A 22,280-nucleotide genomic window follows, 5' to 3' on the forward strand; every position below is an offset into this window, starting at 1 on the left:
CCTTGCTCGCGGCGGCGCTCGGGCTTTCGGCCTGCTCCCAGGAAAGCGCGGCGGGCGGCAAGATGAAGGTGGTGACCACCTTCACCGTCATCGCCGACATCGCGCGCAACGTCGCCGGCGACGCGGCCGAGGTGGAATCGATCACCAAGCCCAATGCCGAGATCCACAACTACCAGCCGACGCCGGGTGACATCCTGCGCGCCCAGAAGGCCGACCTCGTGTTGTGGAACGGCCTGAACCTCGAATTGTGGTTCCAGAAATTCTTCGAGAACCTCGACGGCGTCAGCCAGGCCGTCGTCTCCGATGGCGTGGTGCCGATGGGCATCGCCGAGGGCCCCTATACCGGCAAGCCCAACCCACATGCCTGGATGTCGCCCGAGGCGGCGCTGATCTATGTCGAGAACATCCGCAAGGCTTTCACCGAGAAAGACCCCAAGAACGCGGAGGCCTACGCCCGAAACGCCGCCGCCTATGCCGAGAAGATCAAGGCAACGGTGGCGCCGATCCACAAGGCCATCGAGACCATTCCTGCCGAGCGCCGCTGGCTCGCCACCAGTGAAGGCGCCTTCTCCTACCTGGCGCGCGACTTCGGGCTGAAGGAGGTCTATCTTTGGCCGATCAATGCCGACCAGCAAGGCACTCCCCAGCAGGTGCGCAAGGTGATCGACCTCGTCAAGGCCAACAGCATTCCGGCCGTGTTCAGCGAAAGCACCGTGTCGTCAAAGCCTGCCGAGCAGGTCGCGCGGGAGACCGGGGCAAAATATGGCGGCGTGCTCTATGTCGACTCGCTCAGCGATGAGAGCGGCCCGGTGCCGACCTATCTCGACCTGCTCAGCGTCACCACCCAGACCATCGTCAAGGGGCTGACCCAATGACCATCCCCCTGAAAGGGCGGCCCCAGGCGGAAGCCACTCCCGGCGACGGTCTCAACGTCGCCAACATCTCGGTGACCTACCGCAACGGCCACACCGCCTTGCGCAATGCCTCCTTCGCCATTCCGCGCGGCACCATCACCGCGCTCGTCGGCGTCAATGGCAGCGGCAAGTCGACCCTGTTCAAGTCGATCATGGGCTTCGTGCCGCTCGCCACCGGCAGCGTCGAGATTTTAGGCCAGCCGGCGCGCGAGGCGCTGAGGAAGAACCTCGTCGCCTATGTGCCGCAGAGCGAGGACGTCGACTGGAACTTCCCCGTCCTTGTCGAGGACGTGGTGATGATGGGCCGTTATGGCCACATGAACTTCCTGCGCATGACGCGCGGCATCGATCGCGAGGCGGTGGACGCAGCGCTCGAACGCGTCGGCATGGCCGACTTCCGCAAGCGCCAGATCGGCGAACTGTCGGGCGGGCAGAAGAAGCGTGTGTTCCTGGCCCGCGCGCTGGCGCAGGAGGGCGAGCTTATCCTGCTCGACGAGCCCTTCACCGGCGTCGACGTGCGCACCGAGGAGGCGATCATCGCGCTTTTGCAGGGCCTGCGCGACGAAGGCCGGGTGATGCTGGTGTCGACGCATAATCTGGGTTCGGTACCCCGCTTCTGCGACCGCGCCGTGCTGATCAACCGGACAGTGCTTGCATCAGGCCCGACCGCGGAGACCTTTACAAAAGCCAATCTGGAAAAGGCCTTCGGCGGTGTGCTGCGCCAGTTCATCCTCGGCGGCTCCGAACTGCATGACGATGCCGACACGCGGCAGGTGACCGTGCTGACCGATGACGAGCGCCCCTTCGTCATCTATGACGATGGCAATGATGGTGCCGCCAGGAAAGGCGGGCGCCGGAAATGATCTCAACGCTCCTGGAGCCGTTCGGCTACGGCTATATGGTCAACGCCATGTGGGTGTCGGCGCTTGTCGGCGGCGTCTGCGCCTTCCTGTCGGCCTATCTCATGCTCAAGGGCTGGTCGCTGATCGGCGACGCTCTCTCGCATTCGATTGTCCCAGGTGTCGCCGGCGCCTACATGCTCGGCCTGCCATTCGCGCTCGGCGCGTTCCTGTCGGGCGGGCTGGCGGCGGGCGCCATGCTGTTCCTCAACCAGCGCACAAAGCTGAAGGAGGACGCCATCATCGGGCTGATCTTCACCTCCTTCTTCGGGCTCGGCCTGTTCATGATCTCCCTGTCGCCCGCCTCGGTGAACATCCAGACCATCGTGCTCGGCAATATTCTGGCGGTGACCCCGGCCGACACGCTGCAACTCGTCCTTATCGGCGGCATTTCGCTGGCGATCCTGCTCGCCAAGTGGAAAGACCTGATGGTCGCCTTCTTCGACGAAAACCACGCGCGCTCGATCGGACTGAACCCTGATTTGCTCAAGGTGCTGTTCTTCATGCTGCTGTCGGCATCGACGGTGGCGGCTTTGCAGACGGTGGGCGCCTTCCTGGTCATCGCCATGGTGGTGACGCCGGGGGCGACGGCCTATCTGCTCACCGACCGGTTTCCCCGGCTGATCGTCATCAGCGTGGCGATCGGCAGCGTGACCAGCTTCGTCGGCGCCTATGCCAGCTACTTTCTGGACGGCGCGACCGGCGGCATCATCGTGGTGGCGCAGACGCTGATCTTCCTGGCTGCGTTCTTCCTCGCTCCCAAGCATGGATTGCTCGCGGCCCGTCGGCGTGCCCGGCTGGAACTGGAGGCTGGGATATGATGATTGGTCTCATTCCTTCCCACCCCCCGCTGGCCTGCCGGCCATCTCTCCCGCAAGGGAGGAGATCAGGCCTGCATCAGCGCCTTGCCCAATCGTCAACGTCGCGGGGCTTGTCCTGTCCTTACGACGCTGCAGGACGGCGCTCCGTAGAGCACGAAACCAATCTCCCCCCTTGCGGGGGAGATGGCCGGCAGGCCAGAGGGGGGTGGCGTGGCGCGCCGACCTATGCGGGGCAGCCATGATCGAAACCCTCACCCTGCCCTTCGCCTTCCCTTTCATGCAGCAGGCTTTCGCCATCTCGCTTTTGGTCGCTGTGCCGATGGCGCTGTTGTCGTGTTTCCTGGTGCTCAAGGGCTGGTCTCTGATGGGTGATGCCATCAGCCATGCGGTACTGCCTGGCGTCGTGCTGGCCTATATCGCCGGCCTGCCACTGGCTGTCGGCGCCTTCGCCGCCGGCATGACCTGCGCGCTGGCGACCGGCTATCTCAAGCAGAACAGCCGGATCAAGGAAGACACCGTCATGGGCATCGTCTTTTCCGGCATGTTTGGCCTCGGCATCGTGCTCTATACGAAGATCCAGACCGACGTGCATCTCGACCATATCCTGTTCGGCGACATGCTCGGCGTGAGCTGGAACGATGTCGGCCAGGCGGCAGCCATCGCGCTGGTGGCAACAGGCGCCATCGGCTTGTTCCGCCGGGACCTGTTACTGCATGCCTTCGACCCGCAGCACGCGCAGGCCATCGGCCTGCCGGTCAGGCTGCTGCATTATGGGCTGCTGACGATCCTGTCATTGACCATCGTCGGCGCGCTGAAGGCCGTCGGCATCATAATCGCCATTGCCATGCTGATCGCACCCGGCGCGATTGCCTACCTACTCACCGACCGCTTCGAACGGATGCTTATGGTGTCTGTGCTGGTGGCGATGTCGTGCTCGTTGTCGGGCGTCTATCTCAGCTTCTTCATCGACAGTGCGCCGGCGCCAACCATCGTGCTTTTGATGAGCCTTGCCTTCGTCGCCGCGTTCCTTGTCTCCAGGCGGCGGACGGCGGTCAGGCAGAAGCAGGTGATGGTAGAGTGAACAGCATACCTTCCCTTGTGGGGAGAGCCGAGCGGGTTTGGGCGTAAGAGTTCTCACGCTCGCCCACACCCGGCCCGTTTTGGCCACCCTCCCCACAATGGGGGAAGTTCAGGCACTCACGCTGCTGCAGCCGTCAGCCGGCGGCGGGCAAAGGAATGACCCTCACTGTCGAAGATATGCAGTTCGTCGGGACTGGCAGCGAGCCTAATCTTGGTGCCGCGCTTGACCTCGACATTGCCGGGCAGCTTGGCCACCAGCGGCTGATCGGCGCGACCGATGTCGACATAGACCAGTTGGACCTCGCCGAGCTGCTCGACATAGTCGACGAGCCCCTCGAACAGGTAGTCGTCACCGGTCGCAACATAGAGATCCTCAGGTCGCACGCCGAAGCTGACTGGCTTGCCCTGGGCCTCAGAGGGTGTCGCCACCGGAACAGAGCTCTTGTGGCCGCCGACATGGCTGACAAGGCTCGTCTCGCCCGTCCTTTCGATTGTACCGGCAACGACGTTCATCGCCGGCGAGCCGATGAACTGAGCGACGAACAGATTACCGGGGTGCTTGTAGAGCTCCATCGGCGAACCGACCTGCTCGATGCGGCCGTCCTTGAGCACGACGATACGGTCGGCCAGCGTCATCGCCTCGACCTGATCGTGGGTGACGTAGATCATCGTCGTGTTGGGCATCGATTCCTTGAGCTTGGCAATTTCGATGCGGGTGGCGACGCGCAGGGCGGCATCCAGGTTGGACAATGGCTCGTCGAAGAGGAAGACCTTGGGGTTGCGCACGATGGCGCGGCCGATGGCGACACGCTGACGCTGGCCGCCTGACATCGCCTTGGGCAGACGGTCGAGATATTTGGTCAGCTGCAGGATTTCGGCTGCGGCGCGCACCCGCTTGTCGATCTCCGCCTTGCTCTCGCCGGCGATCTTCATGCCGAAGGCCATGTTGTCGTAGACGGTCATGTGCGGATAGAGCGCGTAGGACTGGAACACCATAGCGATGCCGCGCTTGGACGGCGGCACGTCGTTGACCTTCTCGCCGGCGATGTGCAGTTCACCGCCAGTAATTTCCTCCAGCCCGGCGATCGAACGCAAAAGCGTCGACTTTCCGCAGCCCGAAGGGCCGACGAAAACGATGAACTCTCCCGACTTGATGTCGAGGTCGATGCCATGAAGAATGTGCAGATTGCCGTATGACTTCTTGACGTCCCTGAGCGTTAGATCGGCCATGGTTTCCTCCCAGTACCTAATTTGCGGTCAGACGAAGCGCCCGAACCAGGCGCCGTAACCACCGAGCCGGACTGCGCCGGCGTTGGCATTTCCATCGAGCCCATGCCCCGGCAAGGGCTGCAGACCACGTCCTCCGAGGTCGATGTTAGCCGGCGCGCTGCCAAGATTGAAGACGCAGACGACCTCCTCGTTGCCTTCGCGACGGGTGAAGGCAACGACGTCATCTTCTGCCTTCAGGAAGGCGATCTCGCCCTTGGCGAGTGCCGGATGCGATCGGCGGAAGGCGAGGAAACGCCGGTAGTGCTCAAGCAGCGAAGCAGCATCCCCCTCCTGGGTGTCGACGGCCTGCGCCAGATGATCCGCAGGCACCGGCAGCCAGGGCTTCGCCGTGGAGAAGCCGCCGTTGGCGGCGTCCTTGTTCCACACCATCGGCGTGCGGCAGCCGTCGCGGCCCTTGAACTCGGGCCAGAAGCGGATGCCATAGGGATCCTGCAGATCCTCGAAGGCGAGGCTCGCTTCGGTCAGGCCAAGCTCCTCGCCCTGATAGATGCAGACCGAACCACGCAGCGACATCAGAAGCGCCGAGATCACCTTGAGATAGGCGGTGCGGTCGGCCTCGCCCATGCCCCAGCGCGAGGCATGGCGGACGACGTCGTGATTGGAGAAGGCCCAGCACGACCAGCCGTCGCTCGCCGCCTTGCCGAAATCTTCGAGCACCGTGCGCACCTTGGCGGCCGAGATCTTTTCCGGCGCCAGGAAGTCGAAGGCGTAACACATCTGCACCTTGTCGCCGCCGGCGGTGTAGGACGCCACGACCTCGAGACCGCGCTGGGAATCGCCGACTTCGCCGACGGCTGCGGCCGCCGGATACTCGTCGAGCACGGCGCGGAAGCGGGCGAGGAATTCAAGATTCTCCGGTCGGCTCTTGTCGTATATGTGGTCCTGGAAATTGTAGGGGTTTACAGCGGGTGCCGTCTGGTCGTTGCGCTGCTCCGGCGGCAGCGCCGGATTGTCCTCGAGGCCTGCCGAGTGGAAATAGAAATTGATGGTGTCGAGACGGAAGCCGTCGACGCCACGGTCGAGCCAGAAGCGGGTAACGTCGAGCAGCGCGTCCTGGACGTCGCGGTTGTGGAAGTTGAGGTCGGGCTGTTCGGCGAGGAAGTTGTGCAGGTAATACTGCATGCGCCGGGTGTCCCACTGCCATGCAGAGCCGCCGAAGATCGACAGCCAGTTGTTGGGCGGGCTGCCATCGGGCTTGGCGTCGGCCCAGACGTACCAATCCGCCCTGGGGTTGTCGCGGCTGGCGCGACTTTCCTTGAACCAGGCGTGCAGATCGGAGGTGTGCGAGATGACACCGTCGATCATCACCTTGAGGCCGAGGCGGTGGGCTTCTGCGATCATCGCGTCGAAGTCGGCCAGCGTGCCGAACATCGGGTCGATGTCGAGATAGTCGGAGATGTCGTAGCCGAAATCCTTCATCGGCGACTTGAAGAAGGGCGAGATCCAGACGGCATCCGCGCCGAGGGAGGCGATGTGCGGCAGCCGATCGATGATGCCCCTGAGGTCGCCGATGCCGTCGCCGTTCGAATCCTGATAGCTGCGGGGGTAGATCTGGTAGATCACGGCCCCGCGCCACCAGTCGCGATCGACTGCGGTTTCAGGGTTTTCGAACTTGCGCATTGCGGCTTGCATCTGAGCTAGCCTCCCTTGACTGAGCCCGCGAGCAGGCCGCGGACGAAATAACGTTGAAGCGAGAAGAACACGATCAACGGCACGATGATGGTGACAAAGGCCGAGGTGGTGAGGATTTCCCAGTCGCCGCCGCGCGAGCCGAGCAGGGCGTTGAGCTTGCCGGTCAGCACCAGCTGGTCGGAGCCTGAGCCGAGGAACACCATCGCCACCAGAAGGTCATTCCAGACCCACAGGAACTGGAAGATGGCGAAGGAGGCGAGCACCGGGAAGGACAGCGGCAGCACGATCTTGACGAAGATCTCGAAGTCGCTGGCGCCGTCTATGCGCGCTGATTCCATGATCTCGCGCGGCAGGCCGGCGATGTAGCTGCGCAGGAGATAGATCGCGAAGGGCAGGCCGAAGCCGGTATGCGCAAGCCATATGCCGAGATAGGTCTTGGCCGGCACACCGAAGAACAGACCGACGCCGTTATAGAGCTTGAGCAGCGGAATGAGCGACATCTGCAGCGGCACGACGAGCAGGCCGATGATGACGGCAATCAGCAGCGCGCGGCCAGGAAAACGCATCCAGGCAAGCGCATAGGCAGCATAGGCGGCGATCAGGATCGGGATGATTGTCGCCGGAATGGTCACAGTCAGCGAATTGATGAAGGACCGACCGATGCCTTCCGAAAACAGCACTGTGCGGTAGTTGTCGGTGGTGAAGCGCGGAGGCGCGGAGGCCGAGAAGTAGACACGCTGGCCACGGGTGATCTCGAAGGCCTTGGGCGATGACATCACATAGGAGCCGTCGTCATTGACCTGAAGCGTCACGCCCTCGCCGAGGTCGGCGGCGGTGCCTGCTTCGAATTGCGTCGGCTGCTGCGCCTTGGTGCCGAAGGCGGTCACGGTGCGTGGATCGCCGGCGCCGAACAGATTGCCCATGATCAGGAACTTGCCGTCTTTCTCGACCTGCTTGTCGGCGGCGTCGGTGCGCCCGGCCTCGGTCTGAGACGAAGTCGACAACGCCGTCCACCAGCCCGACACGATGAGCTGGTCCTTGTCACGCAGCGAGCTGACCAGGATGCCGAGCGTCGGGATGGTCCAGATGGCAACGAAGACCAGCACCGCGAAGTGGACGCCGAAGCGGCCGATGAAGGATTTTCCCCTTGAACTGGCCATGTCAGTGTCCTCCCCCACCTTCACGATTGGCCTGGCGGATGTTCCAGATCATGATCGGCACGACGGCGAGCATGATGATGACGGCAATCGCCGCACCGCGGCCGAAGTCGCCGCCGCCGCGGAACATCCAGTCGAACATCAGATTGGCCAGCACCTGGCTGTTCCACTGGCCGTTGGTCATGGTCAGGACGATGTCGAAGACCTTGAGCACCAGGATGGTGATGGTGGTCCAGACGACCGCGATCGTGCCCCAGATCTGCGGCACCATGATCTTCCAGAAAATCTGGAACGGGTTGGCACCGTCGATAACGGCGGCCTCGATGGTCTCCTCCGGAATGCCGCGCAGGGCAGACGACAGGATGACCATGGCAAAGCCGGTCTGGATCCAGATCAGGATGACCATCAGAAAGAAGTTGTTCCAGAACGGCGTCGAGATCCACACCTGCGGATTGCCGCCGAGATACTGCACGGCGGCGTTCAGGATGCCGATCTGGGTCTGGCCCTCGGCTCGATACTCATAGACGAACTTCCAGATGACGCTGGCGCCGACGAAGGAGATGGCGAGCGGCAGAAAGACCAGGCTTTTGGCGATGTTGCCCCACCAGATCTTGTCGGTGAGCACGGCGATGATCAAGCCGAAGAAGGTGCAGGCGGCCGGCACGACGGCGAGCCACAACAGGTTGTTGAAGATCGAATTGCGGAACTCGCGGTCGCCGAAGGCCCAGCTGTAGTTGGCAAGGCCGACAAAATTCTCGCCGCCACGGTCCATAAAGGACAGCCTGAGCGTCTCGATGACAGGATAGACCAGGTAGACGGTGACGATCAGCATCGCCGGGCCGACGAACAGCCATGGCCGGATCAGGCCCTGGCGACGCAGATTGTCGACGGCAGCAGCACCGGAAACGCCGCGCGAGGGAAAGACCGCGTCGAGGATCTTGTTGGCGCCCCAGTAGTAGACGACGCAGCCGCCGACGCCGACGATGATGGTGAAAATGGCCGAAAGTATCTGTGCCGTCATGGGAATCATTCCCTTTCAACCGGCCCTTTTCAAGGGGCCCTCTTCAACGGACTTGTTCGAGCAAACTTGAAAGGAAGTCCCCTCACCCGCTCTCCGCGACACGCCGGAGCGCCTCCCCGGCGGGAGGGGGGACCGGGTTGGAGCCGCCGGTGCCTCCCCCGACAAGGGGAAGGCGTCCGCGAAGCGGCAAGGCGAGGGGACTAGCTTGAACGCCTTACTTGATCGCGTCCCAGCTCTTCTGGATGTCGGCTGCGACATCGGCCGCGGGCTTGCCGCCGACGAGGTCGATCATGCCGGTCCAGAAGGCGCCGGCGCCGATCTTGCCGGGCATCAGGTCGGAACCGTCGAAGCGGAAGGTCGAGGCGTTGACCAGAATGTCACCCTGCTTCTTCAGCGCGTCGTTGGCATAAGCCTCCTTGTTCGCCGTCTTGAGCGGGGTGAGGAAGCCCGACTGCGCCATCCAGATCTCGTGGGCCAGCGGCATCTTGAGGAAGTCGATGAAGGCGCGCGCGGACTTCGAATCCTTGGCGATGGTGAACAGCGTGCCGCCGCCGAGCACAGGATTGCCGAGCTCGGGCTTGGCGGCAAAAGGCGGCAGGTAGAAGAAGTCCGCACCCTCGCCAAGCTTGGTGCCTTCAGGGAAGAAAGACGAGATGAACGATGCCTGGCGGTGCAGGTAGCATTTGGGCGGAACCGCAAACAGGCCCTTGGGACTGTCGCGGAAATCGGTCGCGGACACCGCTGCCTTGCCGCCGTCGACATATTTGTCGTTGGTGGCGATCTTGGCGAAGATGTCGAGTGCGTTGACGACGGCCGGATCGTTGAACGGAATCTCGTTCCTGGTCCACTTGTCATAGACGTCGGGCGCCTGGGTGCGCAGCATGATGTCTTCGACCCAGTCGGTAGCAGGCCAGCCGGTGGCCCCGCCCGAACCTAAGCCGATGCACCACGGCACGCCGCCATCGGCAACGATCTTGTCGGTCAGGGCCTGCATCTCTTCCCAGGTCTTGGGAACCTCATAGCCTGCTTCCTCGAAATTCTCAGGCACATACCAGACCAGCGACTTCAAATCGGCCTTGAAGGGGAAGCCGTAAAAGCCTGGCTTGCCTTCCTTGTCGTTGTAGGTGCCGAGATCGACCCAGGACTGGCCGGCGCCGTAGTTCTCCTTGACAAAATTGGCGGTGCCCTCGTCGAGCGGGGTCAGCAGGCCCTTGGAGGCCAGATCCTGGATCAGGCCGGGCTGCGGCAGGATGGCGATGTTGGGCGGGCTGCCGGCCTGGGTGTCGATGACGATTTGCTGCTCGTAGTTCTCCGACGACGAGTAGTTGATCGTCGCGCCGGTGGCCTCGCTGAAATAGTCGAGCACCGAGCGGGCCAGCGCTTCGTCTTCGCCGCGCCACGGCCCGAAGATCGAGAGCGTTTCGCCCTTCAGGTCGACCTTCTTGAGTTCGTCGAAATTTGCCCAGGTGAAACGGGCGTCCTCGCCCGGCTTGAACTTCAGCTCCGCCGACGCGGGCGCGCTCAGGGCGACGGCAGCAAAAGCCACGCCCAGCAACAGGGTCTTCCTCATGGTCTTCCTCCCAGTGGATCGAAAACTCCGGACGGAACCTCCATTCCGTCCGCCTGCACCGCCCTGAACTGTGCCCCAGTCTTGCGCAAGCTGCAATACATCACGCCAAGGCATTTCAAAGCGCTTTGGATCGCCGTATCACGCCACTGGAATTGTCAGGAGTCAAGAGCCTTGCTCAACTAATCGATTTAAATTTGGCAAAGGTGTGCGCTGCAGCATGCTTTTTCGGGGTCGTACGAGTAGATTTCACTTCAAAGCAAGCAATCCGGCAGCTATTCTTGCCGTCAACGCGCAGCTGCTTCGCCCGACATCGGGAGGAAGCCCGATTGAAAGCGCTTTGGAAATCGGAGCCGAGGTGAACCTCAAGCAATTGTCGCTGATGCTCGAACTCTCGCAGACGACGGTGAGCCGTGCGCTGAACGGCTATCCCGAGGTCAGCGAGGAGACGCGCCGCCGGGTCACCGATGCCGCCAAGCGCCACGGCTACCGGCCGAACCCGAGCGCGCGCCGCCTGGCGACCGGCAAGGCCGGGATGATCGGCTATGTCATGCCGACGGGAGCCTCGGTCGACATAGATCCGCATTTCGTCGAATTTCTCTCCGGTCTCGGCGACTATGCCCGCGGCCACGAACTCGACCTTGTGCTGAGCCCGGCGGATGCACAGGACGAAGAAACCACCTACCGGCGCATCGTCGCCAACAAGCAGGTCGACGCGCTCTATATCTCGGCGCCCTACAATGCCGACAAGCGCGTGGCGCTTGCCCACCAGCTCGGCATCCCCTTCATCGTGCATGGCCGCAGCGAAGGCCTCGATTTCGACTATCCGTTCATCGACATCGACAATGAAGGCGCCTTTCACGACGCGACGCGGCTGCTCGTCCAGCTCGGTCACAGGCGGGTGGCGCTGATCAATGGCGACGACACCCAGACCTTCGCCATCTTCCGCGAGCGCGGCGTCAAAAGGGCACTAGCCGAAAGCGGGCTGGTGCTGGAGCCGAAGAACATCCGCTCGGAAATCATGACCGAAGAGAACGGCTATCGCGCCGCGCGCCGGTTGCTTGAGGGGCCTGAAGCGCCGACGGCGATCGTCTGCTCGAGCCTGCTGATGGCGCTCGGCATCGTGCGCGCGGCGCGCGACCTCAACCTTTCAATGCCGCGGGATCTCTCGCTGGTCAGCCACGACGACGTGTTTCATTGGCTGAAGCCGGAGCATTTCTCGGTACCGCTGACGACGACGCGCTCGTCGATCCGCGCTGCCGGCGCCCGCGTCGCCGAAAGGCTGGCGGCGCGGATCTCAGGACTGGAGGACGGCGCGCGCGGCGAGGTCTGGCCGGTCGACCTGGTGGTGCGCGGGTCCATTTCAGGCGTGAGGTAAGACGCGCAGGCTATTCCTGCGGCATCTCGGCGGCGTTGTAGACATGGCGGGCGGCAAGCAGGGCGGCGAGCTCACTGTCACCGGCGATCACCGCGCGCAGGATGCCGGCGTGCTCTTCCCAGTTCTGGCGGCCACGGCGCTTGCTGATCGGCGCGAACAGCATCACCGTGCGGTCGCGCAGCGAACGCACCATGTCCTGCAGCACAGAATTTGCGGCGACGGTTGCCAGCGCTTCGTGGAACTCGGTGTTCTGGCGCGACAAAAGCACCGGATCGTCGGTGTCGGCGAGCTTGGCGCCGTCGTCAAGGATGCGCTGCAAGGCGGCGATCTGTTCGGGGTCGTGGCGCTTGGCGGCAAGCTTGGCGTTGAGCGCCTCGAGCGTGGCGCGCACCTCGACCAGCTCGCGCTTCTGCTCCTCGCTGAACACCGTGACCGAGGCGCCGCGGCGCGGCTCGATGGTGACGATGCCTTCGGCGGCGAGCTCGCGTAGCGCCTCGCGCACCGGCATACGCGACACGCCCATCTCCTCTGAGAGGCGGCCCTCGACCAGTCTCTCGCCGACACCGATTTCGCCGCTGACGATGCGCTCGCGCAAAGCGGCGGTGATCAGTTTGGTGAGCGGAGCGTGGATTTCCCCGAGTACGACGGTCATGGTCTTACACTTCCTGTGGCAAGGGTCGAATCAACCTGCGGAAGCAACGCCTTGTGCCGAATGATATAGCGTCCGGGCTTTGGAGTACAATATTCAATCTGCACCCCCCATCTGGTGCATTGCCGGCCACGATGCGAGCCGGATTGCGCCATGAAGCGGCCCAAACAGCATACCGTCGCGCCCGATCCGCATCGCCTTCGCCGCGCCTGGCGGCAACTCGGGGTTGAACCTTGGCCAATCCATGGTTGGCGTTGACGGCCTGCCATCCCTGGCGAACGCCGCCCAGGCGGCCATCATTGCGGTGACGGTAGCTTCGGCCGCATCGGCGCCGATCTTGGACGCAAGATGCGGATGGCGGTGGCTGCCGAAGACGAATGGCACACAGGCAGCGTGCGGCGTGCCGCCGGTGACCGCAAGCGGCCAGGCGAAATCGTAAAGAAAGGCGGGCGCGCCGCGCCGCGCATGACGCGTTGCACAGCGCAAGATCGGCGCGCGGAAGACGAGGTCGGAATAAATCGAAAGCCAGACGGCATCGGAACAGGCATCCGGCATGGCCTCATTGTAGCTGGCCAGGATCGCCGCGGGCGAAGGTGCTGGCTCGAAGGGATAGTGCAACGTGATCAGCCGCGTCAGCGCCGCTTCGAATGGCGCGCCGGCCTCGGGCGGTGCAAGTACCGAAAGCTCGACTCCGTCGGGTAGCGCAAGGTCGTACCAGAACCTGGCCTCGTCGCGGGTGAAGCCGATCAGCAGCGGCACGTCGGCCATGACGCCATCATGCGGCCAGGCGTGCACCAGGCTGCCATCTAGCGTCGGCGCCGTCCGTGGCCGGGGAAACTGCCTGGCGAAGTCGGGATCGCGCAGCAGTGCAGCCTCGCGGCGGACGAGGTCGGCGCCGTCGAGTTCGCGCAAGCCGGCAACCGAGGTGCCCAGCGCCGCAGCCACCGCCTCTGTATATTCGGCGGCATCGTCGAGCCCGACAAACATCGGCGGCTGGAACAAGGGCGGGCTCTGCGCGATGACGCCACGAAACAGCCCCCGGCAGTCAGGGTTTTGGGCGATCAGCACAACGTTGGCGGCACCGGAAGATTGGCCGGCTATCGTCACTTTGCCGGGATCACCACCGAAGGCAGCGATGCTGTCGCGCAGCCAGCGCAGGCTCGCGATCTTGTCCTGCATGCCCCAATTGGCGCATGTGCCGGTTTCGGGGTCGGTAAGGTCAGGATGGGCAAGGCCGCCCAGCGGCCCGAGCCGGTAGTTGACGGTGACGACGACAATGCCGTGCTCGCAGGCCAGGCGAAAGCCGTCGCAGGCTGCAGCGCCGCCATGGCCGTTGCGTGTCGCCCCGCCGTGGAACCAGACCAGCGCGGGCAGATCGCGGGCCTCGGCAGGGGCCCAGACATTCAGCGTAAGGCAGTCCTCCTCCATGCGTGCAATCGGCTCGTTGAGCCAAGTCTGGCTGCCAGCGAGGTGCTGCGGCGCCGCCGGACCGATACGGTCGGCAGGCCTTATGCCGGTCCAGCCAGGCGCTGGCATAGGCGAGCGCAATCGGAGGGAGCCCACGGGCGCTGCCGCATAGGGAATGCCAAGGAAATGGTCGACACCACCATGCCGTCGCCCAGCGAGGCGGCCGGCCGGCGTTGCGACTGAGATTTCCATGTTGTCCCTTGCCCCGCGACCGGCTGTTCGTCGCTACACGGCCGGCACCAGCGTGTGCTGGAAATTGAAAGCGTCGGCGTAGATGAATCCGGGATTGGCGCCGTTCTCGACAAACAGCTTCCTGGCGCTCGATATCATCTTGGGCGAACCGCACATGTAGATCGCGTGCTCGGAAAAATCGCCGAGGTCCTCGGCAGCGATCTCCTGGACATAGCCTTGCCGCCCTTGCCAGCCCGATCCGGGCCGCGACAGCACCGGCACATACTGGAAGTCACACAGACGCTCGCCCCAGGTCTGTATCTCGTCATGCAGATAAAGATCCTCCTCCGTCCGCATGCCCCAGTAGAGCGATACGGGCGGGCAGTCGGGATCGTCCATCAGCGATTCCAGTATGCTCTTGATCGGCGCCAGCCCCGTGCCGGTCGCCACCATCAGCAACGGGCGAAAATCCTCCTTGCGGCAGCAGAACAGGCCATGCGGCAGCTCGACATCGAGTCTGTCGCCGGGGCCGAGCCGCAGCAGCTGGCCGCCGGTGAAATGGCCGTCGCGGACGCGGCGAACATGCAGGTCCACGGTCTTGCCGTTGGGCACCGAAGCCATCGAGAAACTGCGCTTTTTGCCGTCCTCGAGCAGCACGTTGAGATATTGCCCTGGCCGGTAGACAAGCTGTTCCGCGCCGGGAAGTGCAAGCGTCAGGTGAACGACGTCGCGGCCAACATTGCGGACGGACTGGATGGTCGCGGTATACCGTTCTGGATCGGAGCACGGTTCCATCGGCCGTTCGGTCGAGATCACGAGGTCGCTTTCGGGCCTTGCCTGGCAGGCGAGCGCGAAGCCCTCCTCCTCGTCTTCCGGCGTCAGCGCCAGCGGGTACTCCTCATAGCGGACGCAGCCTTCCATCAGCCTGATACGGCAGGTGCCGCAGCCACCTTCGGTGCAGTCATGCAGCAGCTGGACGCCCTGGCGGATCGCCGCCATCAGCACGGATTCCTCCGCGGCAACGGTAAACTCGTCCTCGGTCTCGAGGACGCGCACAACATGGTCCATCCCTGTCTCCACTAAGGTTGGGATGCGGCGCTGCCGCTCCGGTCACTTCTTGATGTCGGCCTGCACCATGACCTTGTGACCCTTGGGCTCGAGCAGCATCTGCAACGCGGCGAGTGCCGCGACGCCACAGGCAATGTCCTGCTCGCCATTGCCGCCGCTGAGACCGACACCGCCGATGACCTCGCCATCGACGACGACAGGAAAGCCACCGACAAAGGCGGCGAAACGACCTTCGAAGCTGAGCTGGATGCCGAAGGCCTCGTTGCCGGGCAGCGCCGGGCCGTTCGGCGGAGTGGTGAACAGATGCGTCGAGCGCTTGTGGCCGGCGGCGGTGAAGGCCTTGTTCCAGGCGATCTGCGGGCCGGTGACGCGCGCGCCATTCATGCGCTCCAGCGCGATCGGATAGCCGCCGTCATCGGCGATGCAGACGGTTTCGGGAACATTGAGCTCCTGTGCCTTGGCCACAGCCGCGGCCACCATCACACGGGCTTCTTCGAGTTCGAGTTTGAGAACCTGTTTCACGTCGCTATCGTCCGGCAATTGTTGTCATTTTTGGACCGCTGAGGGAATGCGCGAGGCAGGGTCGCCCCGCGCGGTCCCCGATGTGGTGGAATTAGGCTGCGAGCAGTTCCTCGAGCGGCAGTTCGGCCGCGACATAGTCGTTGTAGAGGGCAGTGGTGTAGAGCAGCCTCATCTGGGCGCCTACCTCGCAGATCTTGAGGCAGCGCTGCTGCATCTCGACGGTGCGGGCATGCTCCAGCACGATCTGGTAGCCGCGCTCGCCATGGATCTCGTCGGAGACGATGTGCAGGTCGAAAAACTCGACCTCCTCGTCAGTGAAGCCATATTTGTCGCGCAGCGTCGGCGTCTGCTTGCGATAGATCGACGGCACCTGGGATTCCAGGCCGACGACGAGGCCGGCAACAGCTACGATCGGGTCTTCGCGCATCGCCACCGCATAGCACCAGCTCTGCAGGGCACGGGTCGTCGGCGACATATTGTCGGGGTCGCGCATCCTGTCGCCTGAAGTGCCGCAGGCTTCGCCGAAACGGACAAGCAGATCGGTGTGGCGGTCGCCGCCGATCTCTTCCTCATACATGTTGGCGAGCAGGAAATCCTTGGCCTCGACATAGCCCTCCGGCATGCGGGCGTAGATGTAGCCGAGGTAGTCCGCGAACGGCCCGACATAGTGGTAGTGGTTCTCGGCCCAGCGGGCGAGATGGTCGCGGCTGAGCTTGCCGCTGGCCCAGCCGACGCTGAAGGGCGACTTGTTGGCACTCTTGCCCTTGATGGCGTTTTCGAGCGCGGTGCGGAACTCGTCCGGGTTCATTGCAACGGTCATTCACTGTTCCCCTTGAGGTGTCGTCTGAAGGTCATTTTGGAATACTGTATACCAAAATGACCTGAGTGCAAGGGCCGGTAAAGGATACGGTGGGTAGAGCATGGCGGCGGACTGGCCATGCCGCGGAAGTTCCGCTAGCTTTCTTTCATCCGAAACATTCCGGTGAACCTTTTTGCGGCCAACAACGACCAAGCAGACAGGAGCCCGGCGGTAGCACCGGCCATGAACATCGCATCAGACCCCATGTCCGATCGTGATCTCGTGAGCCGCGTCGCAAACGGCGACCGCGCCGCTTTGCGGCTCCTGTTCACGCGGCACCACGCACGGGTCTACCGTTTCGTGGCGCGCCAGACGGGGTCGGAAGCAATGGCGGATGACGTAGCCAATGAAGTGTTTCTCGAATTGTGGCGCCAGGCGCCGAAATTCGAAGGCCGTTCGGAAGTCTCGACCTGGCTGCTCGGCATCGCGCGCTTCAAGGCGCTGTCGTCGCTGCGCAAGCGCAAGGAGGAGTGGCTAGATGACGACGATGCGGCAGCCGTTCCCGATGACAACGACACGCCCGAAGTGGCGACGATGAAACAGGACAAGGGCGCTGCCCTGCGCCGTCTTGTCGACACGCTCGCCGACGAACATCGCATGGTCATCGACCTGGCCTACTACCATGGCAAGTCGGTCACCGAGATCGGCGAGGTACTCGACATTCCAGTCGCCACGGTGAAGACGCGGATGTTCTATGCCCGCAAGAAGCTCGGCGAAGCCTTGAAGGCCGCCGGATATGACAGGGGCTGGCCATGAGCGCTGCCGAAAAGATGTCGCGCCGCGACGAGATCGAAACCCTGCTGCCTTTCTACCTTAACGGCACGCTCGAAGGTTCCGAGCTGGCGACCGTGGAAGACTGGCTCGCCAGTGATCCGGCGGCATCCGCCGCACTTGAAGCCGCCGAAGCCGAATTCTCCGGCACCATGGCCGCCAACGAGGCGATCCGCCCGCCCGCCGACGCGCTGAGCCGCTTCTCCAAATTGTTCGACGCCGAAGCCGGGCCGGTGCGCGAGCCGCAGGCGCAATCATTGCTGTCGCGTGTATGGGAGCGCTTCATGGGCCTGCCGGTTGGCGTCGCCTGGGGTGCTGCGGCAGCACTGCTGGCGCTGGTCATGGTGCAGTCGGTGCTCGAACCCGGCAGCCGCGGCAACGATATCCAGGTCGCCGGCACAGGCGAGGACCAGACCAAGCTGCCCTTCGCCCTGGTGACCTTCAAGCCCGACGCCAGGATGGCCGATATCGCCACCCTGCTCGGCGACAATGGCGCCTCGATCATCGACGGCCCGACGGCGAGCGGCGTGTTCCGCATCGCCATCCCGTCCGAGACCGTCGCCGATTACGACCGCATCGTCAGCGTCATTGCCGCCGCACCCTTCGCGGACACGGTGACGGCAGGAAGGAAACCCCAGGGATGATGGCGTCGGGGCGAATTGCACAGCTTGTGCTGGCGGCGGCATTGTTCGCCGCCATGCCTGTTTTCGCCCAGACCAACGACCCCAACCTGACGCCGCAGCAGCTCGACTGCCTCAACCAGACGACAGCGGCCGGCAACGCCAATTGCCTGCAGCCGGGTGGCCCGGTACCTGGCGACCCCACCCCGGAAGGTCCCTCGGGCGGCAGCCGCCTGCCGGGCTCCGTCGGCCTGCCTGAGCTGATCGTCGACCTGTTTCCAAATCCCGGCGACTTTCCCGGTGTCGCCTCGGGCGGCCAGCCCCCAACACCGGTGCCAACGCCCAATCCGCTGCGCGACCCTACAGGAGGTGCCGCTCCTTCCGGCAGTGGCGGGCAGGCCGGTTCTCCTCCGCCAACACCTCCGGCAGCCGACGCGACGCCGCCCGGCCCCGCCATCACGGCGGCGGCGCGCGCCATCTCGGGTGCGTTCGTTCCCGACGAGGTGCTGGTGACGGTCGATGGTGGTGCCGCCGACGCCCAGGCACTGGCTGCCGCCTATGGCCTTGAAATCCGCTCGCAGCGCCAGTCGACATTGCTCGGCACCAGTCTCGTGCGCTTCGGCATCCCCGACGGCCGTCCAGTCGGCGTGGTGCTGGCGCAGCTCGCCGGCGACGGCCGCACCAGCGAGCGCGAGCCCAACCACATCTACGAACTGCAGCAGGCGGCCGCCGCCCCCAGCTTCGCCTTCCAGCGCATCTCGCTCGACGAGGCGGCGGCGAATGGCGAAAACGTCAATGTCGCGGTCATCGACACGGCGATCGACGAGACCCATCCGGCGCTGAAAGGCGTCATCGCAGAGAGCTTCGACGCCATGCCGGGCGTTGCCGTCACCGCCCGTGACCATGCCACCTCGGTGGCCGGGCTGATATCAGGCACCGGTGACTTCAAGGGCATGGCGCCGGGTTCGAAGATTTTCCACGCCCGCGCCTTCGAAGGCGGCAAGTCGAACATGGAGATCATCCTCAACGCGCTCGACTGGGCCGCCGAGCAGAACGTCCAGATCGTCAATATGAGTTTCGTCGGGCCGAAGAACGCGCTGCTGGAACAAGCGAGCCGCGGGGCGCGGGCGCGCGGCATGATCCTGGTCGCCGCCGCCGGCAACAACGGCCCGGGCGCGCCTTTTGGCTACCCTGCCGCCTACAAGGGCGTCATCGCGGTGACGGCGACCGACGCCAAGGATGCGATCATGCAGCAGGCCAATCGCGGCCCTTATGTCTACATCTCGGCCCCAGGCGTCGACCTGATGGCACCGGTCGGCGGGGGCACCGACCTCGTCACCGGCACGTCCTTTGCCGCGGCCGTCGTCAGCGGCGCGATCGCCAACCTTCTACACGCAGAGCCAAAGCGCAGCGCCGACTCGATCGAAAAGGCGCTGGCCAGCACCGCCACCGATCTCGGCGACAAGGGCCGCGACACTGACTTCGGTTTCGGGCTGATCAACACCAAGGCAGCAGAAGCAGCGAAGTAGGCGCAACACTTCGGCGGTATGGGTTTATCGCGATGTCGGCGCCTCGCTGACACTATTCTTTGAGCTGAAACCCAAGTCTGTTGGGTCACCATTCGGTTTTATGAAACTGAATTCATCATCTATTGTATTCACTATAATTCACGTCGTCCGTCGCGGGCTGTCTAATCGTCTGCGGGACCCAGGCGGGCTGGTAATCACATCGCTGCGCCGCCAGTTCGCATGATGACCTGACGGGGCATACGTCAATCGACTGACAGCGCGGCAGCCTGACGCTCAAGCGCGAGATCACGGCGAGCCGCATCAGGGAAGAGATTGTCGCAACCTCGATTCTGCCAGGGTAGACAACAGCAAGCTGATCCGCGTGCCGCAGGGGCGCTGCATGCAGGCCTTGAGCCTGCCGCAATCGGACCTATAGCTCCGCGCCATCATGACCTGTTCTTTTGAGTCCCGCTAAGGCCCCGCTTCACGCATCGCGTGGACCAGGGCCGTGTTCAGCCAAACCGGTGAGCTCTACGGCTCGCCAAGGTGGATGACGCCCGGTGCCTTGGCATCGGGACTGCGGACTCACAAATCATGAATATCACGAAGAAGGAGCGCAAAGCGCTCGAAGTGCTGTCGTTCGGCGGCACCATCATCCTAGAAAAAGACTCCAGCAACCGGCCGCTGGAAGCGTCGGTCGTCACCCGGGAAGGCTGGTCGCTGGAGGGCGCCGGCCTCGCCGAATTCAAGGTGCTGAAGGCGAAGCGACTGGTGGTCTCCCGCAACGGCGGCAACTACACCATATCAAGGGAAGGCGTGGTCAGCCTGCAGCGGGCACGGCAGGCCGCGAAGAAAGGGTAGGCCAAGCTAGGACACCCCCAACAATGAGAGCGGGATTTTAGCTATGACAACCGTCTATTCGATGGGGCTCATGATCGTTGCACCACTGGCTGCGACGCTGGCGACAATCCTGCTCACATCAGGTGGCAGGTACCGTTTCATCTGCGCGGCACTGACACTGAGTACGCTTCTGGTGTGTGGGTATTTGTTGTTCACCGGCGTGACCAACGCCTGCGCGATCGACGAAAGTGAGTGTGTCGGGTCAACCGCCACTGCCTATCTCGTCGCCGCGCTTTGGCTGATGTGTGCCGCTGCATGCTTGTATCGCGTGCTTGCGGTCAGACGACGCTAAATCAAACAGCAGAAATCTTCCCTAGCCGCCGATGATCCGCTTGTAGGCCAGGCCGGCCAGGGCGATGTCCTGGAGGCCGACGCCGACGGACTTGTAAATGATGATCTCGTCCTCGCTGGTGCGGCCGCGTGCCTTGCCGGCGAGGATCTCACCGAGCTCGACGATCTTGTCCGGAGTAAGCGCCTGGGGATCGGCCAGCACAAGATCGCCTGCTTCGCGCAGGCTCTGTTCGCGCCATTCCACCGTGACGAGCGAGGCACGGGCCATCGCCCGGTCGTCGAGCTCGCGCGTGTTGGGCAGGCTCGAGCCGACGGCAGCAATGAAACACCCCGGCCTGAGCAGGTCGCCCGAAAACAGCGCGGTCGGCGAGCGCGAGGCGCTGACGATTATGTCGGCTTCCGCGGCCGCCTGTTCAGCCGTAGCCAGTCGCGTCGGGATGCCGCAGGCGGCTTCCAGCTCGGCAGCCAAGGCAGGATCGGACGAGCGGCTGACCAGCAGCACGCGCTTGAGCGGGAAGGCTTCAGCCATCTGCATTGCATGCGCCCGGCCGAGCGGGCCGGAGCCAAAGACGGCAAGCGTCGAGGCCTCGGGGCGTGCGAGCAACTGGGCCGATATGACCGAACAACCGGCGGTCCGGAGGCTGGTGATGGCGCCGGCGTCGAAGGTCGCAAGCGCGCGGCCGTCGACCGAGGAGAACAGCAGGATGATGAAGGAAAACTGGCCTTTGATTGTGGTGTAGACCTTGGCGCCAACCACCTCCTGTCCGGGGATGACCGCGCCCAGGGTCGACAGCTTGACGCCGCCGGCCTCGCTGCGGATGCGCGCCTGCATCGCTGCCTCCTCGCAGCCGAAACGCAGGAAGGCATCGGCCAGCACCTCGCGCGCGTCGGCGGCGGAGACGGCGGCCTCGACCAGCTCGTCGGTGATATGGGGCAGGCTCATTGGACAACCGTCCTCGCGAGAATGCCGAGCGCGCCGAGGCCGGACATGGTGAGCAGAAGCATGCGGACGCCGCGCGGCGAAAAATAGCGGTGGAACCGGCCGGAGACCAAGAAGCCACCGAGCATCAGCGGAAACAGCAGGATGCCAAGCCAGAGCTGCGGCAGGGTGAAACGGTCGACATATGCCAACATCAAAAGCGACAGGATGGCGCCTGCGAAGAAGACGCAGCTGATGGTCGCCCGCATCTGGCGCGGCGGGACATATTGCATGACGATCGCGAAGGGCGGCGCGCCCGACGAGGTGATGGTGCCCATCAGCCCGGAGGCAAGTCCGGCGATCGCCATGTTGGGGTGAGATGCCCTGACTTTCCAGCCAGCGAAGCTCAGCCCGACGCCGGCGAGGATCAGCAGCGCAAAGACGATCGAGAACGCATTGGTCGGCAGGGCAGCCAGCGTTGCCCCGGCGACCAATGTGCCGCCCGCACGGCCGACCATCAGCGTCGTCACGCTCGGCCAGTCGACGGCGTCGAAGTCGCGCAGAAGGCCAAGCAGTGCAAGGCCTGCTCCGAGCACCAGCAACGGCCCCGGCGCCATCTCGGGAAAGAACAGCACCGCAAGCGGCGCCGAGACCATGGCAAAGCCCAGGCCGCCTATGCCCTGCAGCAGGGCTGCGACGAAAACCATGGCGCCCATGCCGAACAGATGGCCGGGCACGAAATCGCCGGGCATCAGTTCAGTCAGGGACGGGAACAT

Annotated in this window: 22 protein-coding genes; 10 read left to right on the plus strand and 12 right to left on the minus strand. The window is 63.9% G+C overall.

Annotation, left to right across the window (positions count from 1 at the left end; all coding sequences use genetic code 11):
- Nucleotides 1–62: 62 nt before the first annotated feature.
- The 4 genes from DY201_RS01440 to DY201_RS01460 all read left to right on the plus strand — a co-directional run bounded on the left by DY201_RS01440 (nucleotide 63) and on the right by DY201_RS01460 (nucleotide 3,715).
- Nucleotides 63–875: a metal ABC transporter substrate-binding protein gene (locus DY201_RS01440; protein ID WP_245432094.1), complete on the plus strand. Its 813-nt coding sequence runs from the start codon at nucleotides 63–65 to the stop codon at nucleotides 873–875.
- Nucleotides 872–1,777: a manganese/iron ABC transporter ATP-binding protein gene (locus DY201_RS01445; protein ID WP_172582913.1), complete on the plus strand. Its 906-nt coding sequence runs from the start codon at nucleotides 872–874 to the stop codon at nucleotides 1,775–1,777. The genes DY201_RS01440 and DY201_RS01445 overlap by 4 nt, the downstream gene beginning before the upstream one ends.
- The gene (locus DY201_RS01450; RefSeq protein ID WP_115729661.1) at nucleotides 1,774–2,634 is read left to right on the plus strand and encodes a metal ABC transporter permease; all 861 of its coding nucleotides are present in this window, start codon (nucleotides 1,774–1,776) and stop codon (nucleotides 2,632–2,634) included. The genes DY201_RS01445 and DY201_RS01450 overlap by 4 nt, the downstream gene beginning before the upstream one ends.
- Before the next feature lie 238 nt (nucleotides 2,635–2,872).
- Nucleotides 2,873–3,715 carry a metal ABC transporter permease gene (locus DY201_RS01460; protein ID WP_115729663.1) on the plus strand — a complete coding sequence of 281 codons (843 nt, stop codon included), beginning with the start codon at nucleotides 2,873–2,875 and terminating at the stop codon, nucleotides 3,713–3,715.
- Nucleotides 3,716–3,831: 116 nt separating this feature from the next.
- Here DY201_RS01460 and DY201_RS01465 read toward each other — a convergent pair whose 3' ends face one another.
- From DY201_RS01465 to DY201_RS01485, 5 genes are all read right to left on the minus strand, one after another.
- Complete coding sequence (locus DY201_RS01465) at nucleotides 3,832–4,944, minus strand: ABC transporter ATP-binding protein (protein ID WP_115729664.1); 1,113 nt, start codon at nucleotides 4,942–4,944, stop codon at nucleotides 3,832–3,834.
- Between the two features lie 27 nt (nucleotides 4,945–4,971).
- Nucleotides 4,972–6,624, minus strand: a complete 1,653-nt coding sequence (gene bglA / locus DY201_RS01470; protein WP_425358706.1) for a beta-galactosidase BglA — start codon at nucleotides 6,622–6,624, stop codon at nucleotides 4,972–4,974.
- A 17-nt stretch (nucleotides 6,625–6,641) separates the two neighbouring features.
- The gene (locus DY201_RS01475) at nucleotides 6,642–7,796 is read right to left on the minus strand and encodes a carbohydrate ABC transporter permease (protein ID WP_115729666.1); all 1,155 of its coding nucleotides are present in this window, start codon (nucleotides 7,794–7,796) and stop codon (nucleotides 6,642–6,644) included.
- 1 nt (nucleotide 7,797) lies between these two features.
- Nucleotides 7,798–8,814, minus strand: coding sequence for a carbohydrate ABC transporter permease (locus DY201_RS01480; RefSeq protein WP_067965784.1), 1,017 nt, complete (start codon nucleotides 8,812–8,814; stop codon nucleotides 7,798–7,800).
- A gap of 214 nt (nucleotides 8,815–9,028) precedes the next feature.
- On the minus strand, nucleotides 9,029–10,384 hold the full coding sequence (locus DY201_RS01485) for an ABC transporter substrate-binding protein (RefSeq protein ID WP_115729667.1): 1,356 nt from the start codon (nucleotides 10,382–10,384) through the stop codon (nucleotides 9,029–9,031).
- Nucleotides 10,385–10,739: 355 nt separating this feature from the next.
- Between DY201_RS01485 and DY201_RS01490 the strand changes: the two genes are divergently transcribed.
- Nucleotides 10,740–11,759 carry a LacI family DNA-binding transcriptional regulator gene (locus DY201_RS01490; protein ID WP_115733520.1) on the plus strand — a complete coding sequence of 340 codons (1,020 nt, stop codon included), beginning with the start codon at nucleotides 10,740–10,742 and terminating at the stop codon, nucleotides 11,757–11,759.
- 10 nt (nucleotides 11,760–11,769) lie between these two features.
- Here DY201_RS01490 and DY201_RS01495 read toward each other — a convergent pair whose 3' ends face one another.
- The 5 genes from DY201_RS01495 to DY201_RS01515 form a co-directional block, all read right to left on the minus strand.
- Nucleotides 11,770–12,411 (minus strand): GntR family transcriptional regulator, encoded by a 642-nt coding sequence (locus DY201_RS01495; protein ID WP_067954987.1) that lies wholly within the window; start codon nucleotides 12,409–12,411, stop codon nucleotides 11,770–11,772.
- Between the two features lie 93 nt (nucleotides 12,412–12,504).
- Nucleotides 12,505–14,067, minus strand: coding sequence for a carboxylesterase/lipase family protein (locus DY201_RS01500; RefSeq protein ID WP_115729668.1), 1,563 nt, complete (start codon nucleotides 14,065–14,067; stop codon nucleotides 12,505–12,507).
- Between the two features lie 33 nt (nucleotides 14,068–14,100).
- Nucleotides 14,101–15,114: a 2Fe-2S iron-sulfur cluster-binding protein gene (locus DY201_RS01505; protein WP_115729669.1), complete on the minus strand. Its 1,014-nt coding sequence runs from the start codon at nucleotides 15,112–15,114 to the stop codon at nucleotides 14,101–14,103.
- A gap of 42 nt (nucleotides 15,115–15,156) precedes the next feature.
- Entirely contained in the window at nucleotides 15,157–15,636 is a 480-nt protein-coding gene (locus DY201_RS01510) for a GlcG/HbpS family heme-binding protein (protein ID WP_115733521.1), read from the minus strand.
- 91 nt (nucleotides 15,637–15,727) lie between these two features.
- Nucleotides 15,728–16,456, minus strand: coding sequence for an iron-containing redox enzyme family protein (locus tag DY201_RS01515; RefSeq protein ID WP_115729670.1), 729 nt, complete (start codon nucleotides 16,454–16,456; stop codon nucleotides 15,728–15,730).
- Nucleotides 16,457–16,678: 222 nt separating this feature from the next.
- Here DY201_RS01515 and DY201_RS01520 point away from each other — a divergent pair, with 222 nt between their 5' ends.
- The 5 genes from DY201_RS01520 (at nucleotide 16,679) to DY201_RS01540 (ending at nucleotide 20,586) form a co-directional block, all read left to right on the plus strand.
- Nucleotides 16,679–17,251, plus strand: a complete 573-nt coding sequence (locus DY201_RS01520) for a sigma-70 family RNA polymerase sigma factor (protein WP_115733522.1) — start codon at nucleotides 16,679–16,681, stop codon at nucleotides 17,249–17,251.
- Nucleotides 17,248–17,910 (plus strand): anti-sigma factor, encoded by a 663-nt coding sequence (locus tag DY201_RS01525; RefSeq protein ID WP_115729671.1) that lies wholly within the window; start codon nucleotides 17,248–17,250, stop codon nucleotides 17,908–17,910. Before DY201_RS01520 ends, DY201_RS01525 begins: the two co-directional genes overlap by 4 nt.
- The gene (locus tag DY201_RS01530) at nucleotides 17,907–19,415 is read left to right on the plus strand and encodes a S8 family serine peptidase (RefSeq protein WP_115729672.1); all 1,509 of its coding nucleotides are present in this window, start codon (nucleotides 17,907–17,909) and stop codon (nucleotides 19,413–19,415) included. Before DY201_RS01525 ends, DY201_RS01530 begins: the two co-directional genes overlap by 4 nt.
- 573 nt (nucleotides 19,416–19,988) lie before the next feature.
- A complete protein-coding gene (locus tag DY201_RS01535) occupies nucleotides 19,989–20,255 on the plus strand; it encodes a YjhX family toxin (RefSeq protein WP_115729673.1) in 267 nt (88 codons plus the stop codon).
- Nucleotides 20,256–20,298: 43 nt separating this feature from the next.
- Nucleotides 20,299–20,586 (plus strand): hypothetical protein, encoded by a 288-nt coding sequence (locus DY201_RS01540; protein ID WP_115729674.1) that lies wholly within the window; start codon nucleotides 20,299–20,301, stop codon nucleotides 20,584–20,586.
- A gap of 21 nt (nucleotides 20,587–20,607) precedes the next feature.
- Here the strand turns inward: DY201_RS01540 and DY201_RS01545 are convergent, their stop codons facing one another.
- Together DY201_RS01545 and DY201_RS01550 are read right to left on the minus strand one after the other, a co-directional pair.
- Entirely contained in the window at nucleotides 20,608–21,528 is a 921-nt protein-coding gene (locus DY201_RS01545; protein WP_207904343.1) for an ornithine cyclodeaminase family protein, read from the minus strand.
- Nucleotides 21,525–22,280, minus strand: a complete 756-nt coding sequence (locus DY201_RS01550) for a sulfite exporter TauE/SafE family protein (RefSeq protein ID WP_245431864.1) — start codon at nucleotides 22,278–22,280, stop codon at nucleotides 21,525–21,527. The genes DY201_RS01545 and DY201_RS01550 overlap by 4 nt, the downstream gene beginning before the upstream one ends.

The sequence above is a fragment of the Aminobacter aminovorans genome, from assembly GCF_900445235.1.
GTDB classification, from domain to species: Bacteria; Pseudomonadota; Alphaproteobacteria; order Rhizobiales; family Rhizobiaceae; genus Aminobacter; species Aminobacter aminovorans.

Coding starts and splice junctions, on each gene's coding strand:
- DY201_RS01505 (WP_115729669.1), bottom strand. CDS start 15,114: ATGGACCATGTTGTGCGCGTCCTCGAGACCGAGGACGAGTTTACCGTT.
- DY201_RS01475 (WP_115729666.1), bottom strand. CDS start 7,796: ATGGCCAGTTCAAGGGGAAAATCCTTCATCGGCCGCTTCGGCGTCCAC.
- DY201_RS01450 (WP_115729661.1), top strand. CDS start 1,774: ATGATCTCAACGCTCCTGGAGCCGTTCGGCTACGGCTATATGGTCAAC.
- DY201_RS01540 (WP_115729674.1), top strand. CDS start 20,299: ATGACAACCGTCTATTCGATGGGGCTCATGATCGTTGCACCACTGGCT.
- bglA (WP_425358706.1), bottom strand. CDS start 6,624: ATGCGCAAGTTCGAAAACCCTGAAACCGCAGTCGATCGCGACTGGTGG.
- DY201_RS01445 (WP_172582913.1), top strand. CDS start 872: ATGACCATCCCCCTGAAAGGGCGGCCCCAGGCGGAAGCCACTCCCGGC.
- DY201_RS01480 (WP_067965784.1), bottom strand. CDS start 8,814: ATGACGGCACAGATACTTTCGGCCATTTTCACCATCATCGTCGGCGTC.
- DY201_RS01530 (WP_115729672.1), top strand. CDS start 17,907: ATGATGGCGTCGGGGCGAATTGCACAGCTTGTGCTGGCGGCGGCATTG.
- DY201_RS01520 (WP_115733522.1), top strand. CDS start 16,679: ATGAACATCGCATCAGACCCCATGTCCGATCGTGATCTCGTGAGCCGC.
- DY201_RS01460 (WP_115729663.1), top strand. CDS start 2,873: ATGATCGAAACCCTCACCCTGCCCTTCGCCTTCCCTTTCATGCAGCAG.
- DY201_RS01545 (WP_207904343.1), bottom strand. CDS start 21,528: ATGAGCCTGCCCCATATCACCGACGAGCTGGTCGAGGCCGCCGTCTCC.
- DY201_RS01500 (WP_115729668.1), bottom strand. CDS start 14,067: ATGGAAATCTCAGTCGCAACGCCGGCCGGCCGCCTCGCTGGGCGACGG.
- DY201_RS01525 (WP_115729671.1), top strand. CDS start 17,248: ATGAGCGCTGCCGAAAAGATGTCGCGCCGCGACGAGATCGAAACCCTG.
- DY201_RS01550 (WP_245431864.1), bottom strand. CDS start 22,280: ATGTTCCCGTCCCTGACTGAACTGATGCCCGGCGATTTCGTGCCCGGC.
- DY201_RS01535 (WP_115729673.1), top strand. CDS start 19,989: ATGAATATCACGAAGAAGGAGCGCAAAGCGCTCGAAGTGCTGTCGTTC.
- DY201_RS01440 (WP_245432094.1), top strand. CDS start 63: ATGAAGGTGGTGACCACCTTCACCGTCATCGCCGACATCGCGCGCAAC.
- DY201_RS01485 (WP_115729667.1), bottom strand. CDS start 10,384: ATGAGGAAGACCCTGTTGCTGGGCGTGGCTTTTGCTGCCGTCGCCCTG.
- DY201_RS01465 (WP_115729664.1), bottom strand. CDS start 4,944: ATGGCCGATCTAACGCTCAGGGACGTCAAGAAGTCATACGGCAATCTG.
- DY201_RS01515 (WP_115729670.1), bottom strand. CDS start 16,456: ATGACCGTTGCAATGAACCCGGACGAGTTCCGCACCGCGCTCGAAAAC.
- DY201_RS01495 (WP_067954987.1), bottom strand. CDS start 12,411: ATGACCGTCGTACTCGGGGAAATCCACGCTCCGCTCACCAAACTGATC.